The organism is Cellulomonas citrea, from assembly GCF_009829685.1.
In the GTDB taxonomy this organism is placed as follows: domain Bacteria; phylum Actinomycetota; class Actinomycetes; order Actinomycetales; family Cellulomonadaceae; genus Cellulomonas; species Cellulomonas citrea.
The window spans coordinates 1-542 of sequence record NZ_VWSD01000382.1; the positions used below are offsets into that span (position 1 = coordinate 1).

Genomic DNA, 542 nt, shown 5'->3' on the forward strand with positions numbered 1-542 from the left:
CGGGCACCTCCCAGGACGCCTCGGCCTGCGCCTTGGTCGGCATCGATGGGCCCGAACCCGCCGTCGTCGGGGACGGCGCCGCCTCGGGCTCGCTGAGCACGGCCTCGACGCGGACCTCCAGCCCCAGCGTCTCGCGCAGCGCCCGCGCGATGACCTCGGCGTGCTGGCTGCCCTTGAACGCCGCCGCCAGGCCCGGCAGCGTGAAGCCGAGGCGCAGCGTCGTGTCGTCGAGCGACAGCGGCAGCCCGTTGTCCTGGACCAGGGCGTACGTCGCCTTGCGCAGCGCCCGCGCCTGCTCGAGCACCTCCGGCCAGCGCCGGCGCAGCATCTCGGTGTCGAGAGCGTGACGCGTCGCACCGGGGACGGGGGCGGGGGCCGGGGCGGGCGGCGCAGGAGCGGCGGGCGCCGGCGCGGGGACGACGGCCGACGGCCGCGCGGCGCCCGGGGCCGGGCCGGGCTCGACCTCGTCGGGCGTCGACGGGTGCGGGGTCGTCGACGACGGCGCGTCGACGTGCGCCTCCGGCGCGTGGTGCGTGGTGCCG

Annotated in this window: 1 pseudogene; it reads right to left on the reverse strand. The window is 79.2% G+C overall.

Features of this window, described 5'->3' with window-relative positions:
• Positions 1-542: pseudogene (locus F2B26_RS16860) on the reverse strand (DNA polymerase III subunit gamma and tau); the annotation flags it as partial.